The organism is Ethanoligenens sp., from assembly GCF_047718355.1.
GTDB lineage: Bacteria > Bacillota > Clostridia > Oscillospirales > Ethanoligenentaceae > Ethanoligenens.
In genome coordinates, this window is sequence record NZ_JBDNLG010000104.1 from 1 (window position 1) to 9,650 (window position 9,650).

General features: G+C 44.2%; 8 protein-coding genes. 1 reads left to right on the forward strand and 7 read right to left on the reverse strand.

From position 1 onward, the window contains the following. Window positions 1-28: 28 nt before the first annotated feature. The 4 genes from ABF463_RS12640 to ABF463_RS12655 all read right to left on the reverse strand — a co-directional run bounded on the left by ABF463_RS12640 (window position 29) and on the right by ABF463_RS12655 (window position 4,028). Window positions 29-811, reverse strand: coding sequence for a DUF4422 domain-containing protein (locus ABF463_RS12640; RefSeq protein ID WP_415534076.1), 783 nt, complete (start codon window positions 809-811; stop codon window positions 29-31). A gap of 3 nt (window positions 812-814) precedes the next feature. Next, window positions 815-1,915 (reverse strand): UDP-galactopyranose mutase, encoded by a 1,101-nt coding sequence (gene glf, locus ABF463_RS12645; RefSeq protein ID WP_415534078.1) that lies wholly within the window; start codon window positions 1,913-1,915, stop codon window positions 815-817. Window positions 1,916-1,958: 43 nt separating this feature from the next. After that, a complete protein-coding gene (locus ABF463_RS12650) occupies window positions 1,959-2,831 on the reverse strand; it encodes a UTP--glucose-1-phosphate uridylyltransferase (protein WP_415534080.1) in 873 nt (290 codons plus the stop codon). A 288-nt stretch (window positions 2,832-3,119) separates the two neighbouring features. Further along, window positions 3,120-4,028 (reverse strand): LysR family transcriptional regulator, encoded by a 909-nt coding sequence (locus ABF463_RS12655; RefSeq protein ID WP_415534083.1) that lies wholly within the window; start codon window positions 4,026-4,028, stop codon window positions 3,120-3,122. A gap of 146 nt (window positions 4,029-4,174) precedes the next feature. On the opposite strand from ABF463_RS12655, the gene ABF463_RS12660 reads away from it, so the two are divergent. After that, complete coding sequence (locus tag ABF463_RS12660; RefSeq protein WP_415534085.1) at window positions 4,175-5,092, forward strand: 4Fe-4S dicluster domain-containing protein; 918 nt, start codon at window positions 4,175-4,177, stop codon at window positions 5,090-5,092. Between the two features lie 46 nt (window positions 5,093-5,138). Here ABF463_RS12660 and ABF463_RS12665 read toward each other — a convergent pair whose 3' ends face one another. The 3 genes from ABF463_RS12665 to ABF463_RS12675 all read right to left on the reverse strand — a co-directional run bounded on the left by ABF463_RS12665 (window position 5,139) and on the right by ABF463_RS12675 (window position 9,431). Then, complete coding sequence (locus tag ABF463_RS12665; protein WP_415534087.1) at window positions 5,139-6,275, reverse strand: toxic anion resistance protein; 1,137 nt, start codon at window positions 6,273-6,275, stop codon at window positions 5,139-5,141. A gap of 35 nt (window positions 6,276-6,310) precedes the next feature. After that, window positions 6,311-7,561, reverse strand: a complete 1,251-nt coding sequence (locus ABF463_RS12670; protein ID WP_415534089.1) for a 5-bromo-4-chloroindolyl phosphate hydrolysis family protein — start codon at window positions 7,559-7,561, stop codon at window positions 6,311-6,313. A 637-nt stretch (window positions 7,562-8,198) separates the two neighbouring features. Further along, window positions 8,199-9,431, reverse strand: a complete 1,233-nt coding sequence (locus tag ABF463_RS12675; protein WP_415534091.1) for a nucleotide sugar dehydrogenase — start codon at window positions 9,429-9,431, stop codon at window positions 8,199-8,201. Window positions 9,432-9,650 lie beyond the last annotated feature (219 nt).

Sequence of the window (9,650 nt, forward strand, 5' to 3'; positions counted from 1 at the left end):
CATCTCTATATTATGAACCTCTCCTATTTTAAATCATCAAGTTAATGTTTGAAACAAATTTTCTCTTTATAAATTGAGATCCTTTCACTACCCAACTACGTTTTTCCATATACATTGCCGGGATTTCTTTATATTTTAAACGATTAGCATCCAACCAGATATCCAGCATCAGTTCGCTCAGATACCCATAAATCCGCACTTCACTCGCTGAATAATCAGATATATCAACAGTTTCTTCCACTTCGCTTAAAATATCAAACAGCCACGCACAATACTGATAAAAGTATTCTTTCTTCATAATGAACATATTGAACATATGCGCCCAGCTACGGTGCATTACTTGCTTACAGGCGTCCGTACAAGCTGGATACCGCCGCCTAATAATCTCGCATACCTTATCTAATCCCTCTTGACGGTGTGCATGAACATAATGTGAATAGTTGCTTTCAATGAAATAATTTCGTCTATTCGGTACAATTATATCTGCACCCTTCAAGAGGGATTCTAATTGTCCACGGCTTAATACATATTTTTTCTTCGTTTCTGATGATCCACTCAATTTGTGCATGGTAAAATGCCGGCGATAATGCGCTAATCCAATATAGTCAGCATCTAAATTTTTCCATGCCCAGTAAACGCCGGTCAGCTCGCAATAATTTGGATTTTTGGATGATATATTCTCACCGCTGTCATCACCAGCCAAACCAAAATCCTGCTTTCCATATTTGCCAACATGGATTGGAAAATAGATATCATCTGTTGGCATCCAGTAGGGCTTATGTGCTGCTATCAATATCTTTATGTCTGTCATGAGCTAAAACTCCCTGTCAGCCACACGCAGTGCGCTCTCAATCACCGCGTCCATATTATAGTACTTATATTCCGCAAGCCTTCCGCCAAACAGAATGTTTTTTTCCTGTTTTGCCCGTTCTTGATACCGTGCATACAGTTGCAAATTCCTCTCATTACCGATTGGATAATATGCCTCTGTTCCGCGCTGCCACTCCGCAGGGTACTCTTTGGTTATAACGGTATGCTCTTGCTGCCCAAAAGCAAAATGTTTGTGCTCAATAATCCTTGTATACGGTGTCTCGGCATCTGTATAATTTACTACAGCATTGCCTTGATAATTTGATATATCCAATGTGGTTGTCTCAAATTTTAGACTGCGGTACTCCAATTCGCCATAGCAGTACTCATAAAATTCATCGATCGCACCAGTGTAGACAACCTTCTCCGCCAGTGATTGATAATACGCTTTATCTGTAAAATAATTTACATTCACTTGTGTATCAATGCCATCTAAAAATTGGTCAATCAGGGCATTATAGCCTTCAATCGGGATTCCTTGATAAATATCATTGAAATAATTATTATCATAAATAAAACGTACAGGTATTCTTTTTATAATAGATGCCGGCAATTCTTTGCAGGGGCGCCCCCATTGTTTTTCCGTATAGCCCTTGATCAATTTTTCATAAATATCTTTTCCAACGAACGCAATTGCCTGTTCTTCCAAATTATGTGGAACTGTAACATCTGCTTCTTCTCGCTGTTTGGCGATTATCTGCTGCGCTTCATCCGGTGTAATGACGTTCCAAAGTTTATTAAATGTATTCATGTTAAAAGGAAGATTGTAGATCTCGCCTTTATAGTTGGCAATGGGGCTATTGGTATATCTGTTGAAATGAACAAATTGGTTTACATAATTCCACACACGCGTATTATTGGTGTGGAAAATATGCGCACCATATGTATGCACATCTATGTCATTGATACGTCCGCAATGGATATTCCCACCCAAATGGGCTCTTTTATCAATCACGAGACACTTTTTCCCATGTGCCCTTGCCTCGTGTGCAAACACAGAACCGAATAATCCTGAGCCCACAATTAAATAATCATACTTTTTCATTTATCTCTTAATTCCTCTATTTAATGGTAGCAATCAGCCAAAATCAAAGCGTCTCTGCAAGCTGTTTCACATATATACGAAATTCCGCTCCGATTTCATCATGTACGAGAGCTGCTTCCACGGCTGCTTTCATTATACCCAATTTGCTCCCCATATCATAGCGCACACCTTCGTAATCGACGCCCACCATGCCTTTTGTGCGGGTCAAAGTACGCATGGCATCCGTAAGCTGAAGCTCTCCATCTGCACCAAATGGAGTCTTTTCCAAAATATCAAAAATCTCTGGAGGCAACACACAACGCCCCAAAATGGAGTACAAAGAAAGCACTTCATCTGGGGTTTGAGGTTTCTCTACCATATCTGTGATTTTGAATAAACGGTCGTGCATCGGTTCAACAGCTAAGGAAGAGTACTTATTAATATTTTGTTCAGGCACCTGTTTAATACCTGCTATGCCCATATGATACGCATCGTACGCTTTGCAAAGTTGACCAATCGCCGGACTTTTTCTTACAATGACATCATCGCCGTACAATACCGCAAAAGGCTCATTTCCTGCAAACGGACGTGCACAAAGCACCGCGTGTCCAAGACCAAGTGTCTCTTTTTGTCGCATATATGTAATATCGGCCAGATTGGACACATTGTTTACGATCTCCAGTTTGTCCAATTTGCCTGTCGCTGCCAGCTGTTGCTCTAATTCTGGGCTGCAATCGAAATGATCTTCCATGACGGTTTTGTTGCGGTTTGTTATAATAAGGATGTCTTCAATTCCCGCGTGAACTGCTTCTTCTACAATATATTGGATGGCAGGTTTATCTACTAACGGCAACATCTCTTTGGGAATAGCCTTAGATGCCGGTAGTACGCGTGTCCCCAGTCCTGCTGCAGGGATAATCGCTTTCCTGACTCCCAATTTCGTCCTCTCCCTATATGACCCCGATTATTATAGCGTCATGTTTTCAATTGATTATAACATAAAAACATAGTTTTCGACAAGTATAGGAAAAAATAGCATCCCGTATATACCAGTAGATATCTTCATGATTCGGGAAACATGCGATCGCAAAGCGTATGCCTCGCTGCTCAGTGGTTGCACGCTCCTAGCAAATGCAGAGACTTATCACGCACCCCTCTGGTTGCTATCTACGATATCCTCCTCCGTTTTCCAAGCGCTCTCCAACCGACATTCAACACGGTATTTTTAAGGTTTGGGCGTTTCCTGGACAATTTTGTCTTTTTTATTTGCAAAAAAACATTCGATTTCATCCATCAGATTTTTCAGCGCGGAAGAAATATATTTGTCTCGATGATAGATGGTACGAAAACTTCTTGTCAGCTCAAAATCACGAATTGGCAGTTGTACCACGTCATCCGTATGAAGCAGCAGAGATTTGGAAAGGACAGAAATCCCTTGCCCGGCAGCCACGATATTGATAATAGAATCGGAACTATGGCAGACCCATTTTTCCACGATATGGATGCCATGACTTTCCACAAGATTTATTAAAAAAGCTCTGGTACCGGAACCCTCTTCGCGCAGCACACAATCCATATTCTGCAAGTCCGACAGGCAAACCGATTTCCAGGAGGCAAACGGATGGCGTTTGCCACAGATCAAAACCATTTCATCCTCATATATTTCTTTGGAAACAATTTCATCCGAATAAACCATTCCTTCAATTACAGCCATATCCAGGGAACCTTCTATAATTTTGCGGATAATGTCCTTGGAGTTTTCCACGACGACCCGAATACGTACTTTGGGGTTTTCAACTTCATATTGTGACACCATTCCTGCCAGAAAAATACTTCCCACCGTTAGTGAGGCACCGATTTTTAGTTTTAACTGTTCGGCAGCATGATAAAGATAGCGCTCCATTTCCTTGTAATTCACCAAAATATGTCTGGCATACTGCAAAAGTTCCTGCCCTGTTTCCGTAATATGCAGCTTTCGTGACAGCCGTTCAAACAAGCAGACATGATATTCTTTTTCAATCTGTAAGATGACGTGGCTCACTGTTGGCTGCGAAAGATACAGTTTTTTAGCAGCCGCACCGATATGTCCGGTTTCCGCGACGGAAACAAAAACCTCCATATCCCTTACCGTCATATTGCTTTCTCCCATACATAGATAAAAACACATGAAATCATAAATATATTAGCATTTTACATCTATAAATACAAGCATTACAATATACATTAAGAACCCACGGTCGTTAACAAAGCATGTCCGGCTCACTGCCAGAGGAACACAATATGACAAACGCTGTCACGTTAGAACAAATTAAGCAGGTAAAATCTCTGGGTTTTCTGCACAACAAGGGAACGGATCGGTTCAATGGGCGAATTATCACAGCAAACGGTAAAATCACCGCCGAACAGATGGTTGCAATTGCGGAAGCCGCCAAAAAATATGGAAACGGTGAGGTGGAATTTACCACACGTCTTTCCATTGAAGTTCGCGGCATTCGCTTTGCGGATATTGAACCGTTCCGAAACTTCGTAAGCCAAGCGGAATTAGAAACCGGCGGCACCGGCCCGCTTGTGCGGCCCATCGTATCTTGCAAGGGGACTACCTGCCAGTTTGGTTTGTATGATACGTTCGCCCTTTCTCAAAAAATCTACGAGCTTTTTTATAAAGGATACCATACGGTAAAATTGCCGCACAAATTCAAAATCACGGTTGGCGGATGTCCGAACAACTGTGTCAAGCCTACATTAAACGATGTGGGCATAACGGGGCAACTGGTACCCAATGTGCATACAGAGATGTGTCGGGGATGCAAGAAATGTCAGGTGGAAGCAGCTTGCCCGGTGCATGTGGCAAAACTCAAGGACGGTTTCATCGATATTGATCCGAAAAGCTGCCTGCACTGTGGGCGATGCGTCGGAAAATGCCCTTTTCATGTCATTGAAAAGGGCACGCCGGGATTCCTGATCAGTATCGGTGGAAGATGGGGCAAAAAAATTGCACAGGGACAACCGCTGCAAAAGCTGCTCACCTCTGAGGAAGAGGTGCTTGCAATGGTGGAAAAGGCTATCCTCTTGTTTCGCGACCAAGGAAGCACAGGGGAACGCTTCTCCGATACAATCGCACGACTGGGATTTGAAAATGTCCAGCAACAATTGTTTTCGGACGAGTTGCTTAAGCGAAAACAGGAAATCATCTCTTGAGTGGTCCGTTATACTCTAAACTTCATTGTATAATCAAGTGCCGCAATCAGTGCAGCTGCACCAGCTTATTCTTCAAATCAGACTCGAGCTTTCTAAGTTCCTGTTCGGCCTGTGCCCGTTTTTCACGGCCATCCTGTTGAATATGCATCACCTCATCCAATGTGGAAATCAGTGTTTCGTTAGTATGTTTCAGTGTTTCAATGTCTACAATACCGCGCTCAGATTCCCGCTGCGTTTCGATGGTGGCTATCTTAAGTGTATCCGCGTTCTTGCGCAACAGGGCATTTGTCATATCCGTGACCTCGCGCTGTGCCTTAGTCGCTTGTACAGAATGCTCCACACCCATTGCCAGCACCATTTGGCTTTTCCAAAGAGGAATCGTATTGGTAATGGTAGATTGGATTTTTTCACTCATAATCAAGTCGTTGTTCTGCACCAGACGTAACTGCGGAGCCATCTGAATAGAAATCATGCGTGTCAAATCCAAATCATGCAGCTTTTTTTCAAAACGGTTGCACATATTGGAGAAATCATTCGCGGCCTGCGCATCTTCCGGCTGACCGGAGCACTGCGCCTTATGCTGCAAAAGGGGTAAATCATTTGAGCGTGCTGTGCTTAGCCTTTTTTGACCGGCAAGCAAATACATCGAAAGCTCTTTAAAATAGGTCTTATTGACCTCATACATCTTATCTAAAACGGAAATATCCTTTAAAAGCTGCACCTGATGGGCTTCCAGTGCGTCACAAATTTGATTCACATTGGCTTCAGCCTTTGCATAGCGTGCTTTCAATGCCGTCAGTTTGTTACCTGTGCGCCGAAAGCGGGCCAAAAAGCCCTTTTCCTCTTCACCGACATCAAACCCTTTTAGCTCCGCGACGACGCCGGAAAGCATCTTCCCGACTTCTCCTAAATCTTTCGTGCGCACGTTCTCCAACGCGCTCCCGGAAAAGTCCGCCATCTTTTTTTGCGCGCCCACACCATATTGAAGAATCTGATGGCTATTGGTCAGATCAATCTTTTCAGCAAAGTCGTCCACCATTTTCTGCTCGGCCGGCGTCAACTGCGGCTGCGGCGCCGCTTCTTTTTCAACAGCGGTCTGTGCAAAAACGGTTTGAGCGGAAGGGGATTGCTCCGGAGCCGAATCAAGCGTAAGTTCCGGAGTTGGCAGTTCATTCTGGTTCATAAGTAACCTCCAGTATTCAGCATGGTCTTGTCAGCTTACGGTTTGTTGTTCTCTGGTGCATCGGCGAAGTCACTACCCGTCAGGCCCTCTTGCTTCAGCATCGTTTCCAATGTAGAAATATCCGTGGAGATGTCAAACGCGTCATCCGCATAGAGTGTATCCAACAGATTGCCGAACGCATGATTGATCGTATCCAGCGCCTGTTCGATCTCCTGCTTCGTCTTAGTGATATTTGTGCCTTGCACCGCTTGCTTTTCAAATTCTTCATAGGCTTTCAACAGCTTTATGGTCGTTGGCATATAGTAGTGCATAAAGCGGCGTATTTCCGGCAGTTTTTCGGGATGCTGCTCCACACACGAAAAAATTCGGGACGCTACCGTCTCCAGCTGATCCAGTTTTTTCGTGATTTCCTCACCCGTGAGAGCATCGTTTGTGGTATGAATCTGCTGCAAATACGCCCTGCCTTCTTTTTTCGCAGCGGCAAGTTCCGCTTCTTTTGGGCTGGCCTGTTCCTTTGCCTTCTCGTCCTGCTCAGCCGCCTGTCGGGCTGTATAGGCCTTTTCCGCTTCCAGATATCTTTCATAAGTTGCATCGTCTACCATAAAACAGGTTTCTTTACGATCAAGATGTCCTTGCGGGCAAACCCCGGAAGCAATCATCTTTTTCAAGTCTTTTTTGGTGCGCTCCATCGATTGCCCAACGGTCTCGGCAAGTTGTTCCACCGTGCAGAAGGCCGCGCCATTCAGCGCATCACGACATCGCGCAAAGCGACGAGCACGACGACGCAACGCGCCCCCGTAACCCGCCATCGCAAAAGCAATCGCCGTTAGGGCGGCTCCTATCACGGTTCCAACGATCCCAATTGCAAAAGACACAGAACCAGCCGCAAAAACGGCAATCATTCCAAAATCAAAGATCAATAGCGGAATGCCGATCACCAGACCGAAAATCAAACAGATGATACCGGATATTCTACCAGGTATATGGCTGCGAAAAGCGGACCGAATGCCCGGTTGCTGAGAGGAAGGCGGTGTCCCCGCGTATCGATCTTGGAAACCGTTCGCACTGTTTTGAAAATCGCCCTGCCATGACCTGTTATTTCTCATAAATGAATACCGACGGCCTGCATTGCTTAGATCACGGAGCGTTTGATTTACATCATTGGTCAATCCTTGAACGCCATCTTCCAATGCCCGGCCAGCCTCTTCAATATTACCAGAACGAATGGCATGCCGGACAGCCCGACCTACATTTTTCCCAATATGTCTGTAATCTTTGTTACGCATGGCTTCCTCCGGCGCATTTGTCATGTAACCTTGTACATAAATCATCCAAGATTAATTATAGAATACTTTGCCTAAAATGACAATGAATTTCCCAGCCTAAAAACGCGTGTAAAATATTTCAATAAAATATCTATGTTTCCAGCTGTAGGGCTAACTGTTCTGATTTTTGCTCGAATGCTACGCGCTACCCGCAAGAAATCCGCATCATAATCAAAACCACCGGTTGAACCGGTGGTTTTGAACAAGCCCTATAAGGGCATATTGCTTGTGGTGGCACCTTAAAAGGCGCAACATAATATCTTTTACACAGTTTGTATCGGCGTGCACGACTGAGTGGACGATAGAAAGAAGTACTTGACGCGATTGCAAGAAAGACGCCTCGGACGGCAAAACGAAATGCCACACCCAGTTATGACAGTATTGATTCGCAAAGCATAAAAACGATAGATGCAAGCGAGCAACGTGGAGCGTAGCTTTGCATTGTCGGGGCATTCCCGTCGCCTTTCCAAGGCCTATGAGCTGTCCATCGCTTCCGCCAAAACTATGTGCCAATTTCTCATTAACATACACTTTTACGCAGATGGTATTTGATGTCGCCACGTTCAGCACAATGGGGAAAAGAAAAGATGTAATAAATTCAATCCCGCCTATACAAATCCCTGGTATAAATCTTCTCTTTCATATCATCCAACGCAACATTATATCGGTTTGCTACAATAACATCAGAGCTTGCCTTAAACGTTGCCAAATCATTCACCACTCTGCTGCCAAAAAACAGTTCGCCATCCGCCAGCGTCGGCTCGTAGACAATAACCTCCGCACCTTTGGCTTTCAATCGCTTCATCACGCCTTGGATACTGCTCTGGCGGAAGTTGTCGCTGTTCGCTTTCATGGTCAAACGATAGATACCCACTACTACTGGCTTACCCGACGTTCCATCCCTTCCGGCAGTCCCGTTGTAGTATCCTGCCTTCTCCAATATGCGCTCCGCAATGAAGTCTTTCCGTGTGCGGTTCGCTTCCACAATCGCCTCTATGATGTTCTCTGGCACGTCCTGATAGTTGGCAAGAAGTTGTTTGGTATCTTTTGGCAGACAGTACCCGCCGTATCCAAAGGAAGGGTTATTATAATGATTGCCAATACGGGGATCCAGACCGACTCCTTCAATGATTTGCTTGGTATTCAGGCCATGCACTTCTGCATAAGTATCCAATTCATTAAAAAAGGAAACGCGGAGAGCAAGATATGTATTGGCAAAAAGCTTGACCGCCTCGGCTTCGGTCAAATTTGTAAATAATGTCGGGACGTCTTCTTTTAGTGCCCCTTCAGCAAGCAAACCGGCGAAAGCCCCTGCGGCCTTTACCATCCGCGCGTCATCACCCGGCCTGCCCACAATGATGCGGCTGGGATGAAGGTTGTCATACAATGCACGGCCTTCTCGTAAAAATTCCGGACTGAATATAATATTCTGACAATCAAACTTTTCTCTCACACTTTGTGTATAACCGACCGGTACCGTGGACTTGATCACCATGACCGCTTTTGGGTTCACTTTTAAAACCAGTTTGATAACAGTCTCAACAGAACTTGTATCAAAGTAGTTCTTCACAGGATCATAATTCGTAGGCGTACTGATAATCACAAAATCAGCTTGACGATAAGCGGCCTCCCAATCGGTAGTCGCCGTAAGATCAAGCTGATGGCAGGCTAAATATTCTTCAATCTCCTTATCAACAATAGGAGATTTTTTATCGTTTATCAATTGGACTTTTTCCGGAACAATATCCACAGCAAATACGGTGTTATGCTGTGCTAATATCACTGCATTAGACAGGCCAACATACCCTGTTCCTGCAACTGCAATTTTTATTTTTTTATTGTCCTGATTCATCTGTGAAATCCTTTTACAGGTCAATGGCAAAATGCGATCCAAACGATATTGTAAGCCAGAACGCAAATCAGTATTTGTGGATATGGTCCATAGCAAACAACACAAACATCTTATATAGATTACTATTTTTACCCAAATAAATCAATGGGCGTATTTTCCATAATTTATGTACGCACGCAAGCAATATTGTTATCGCCG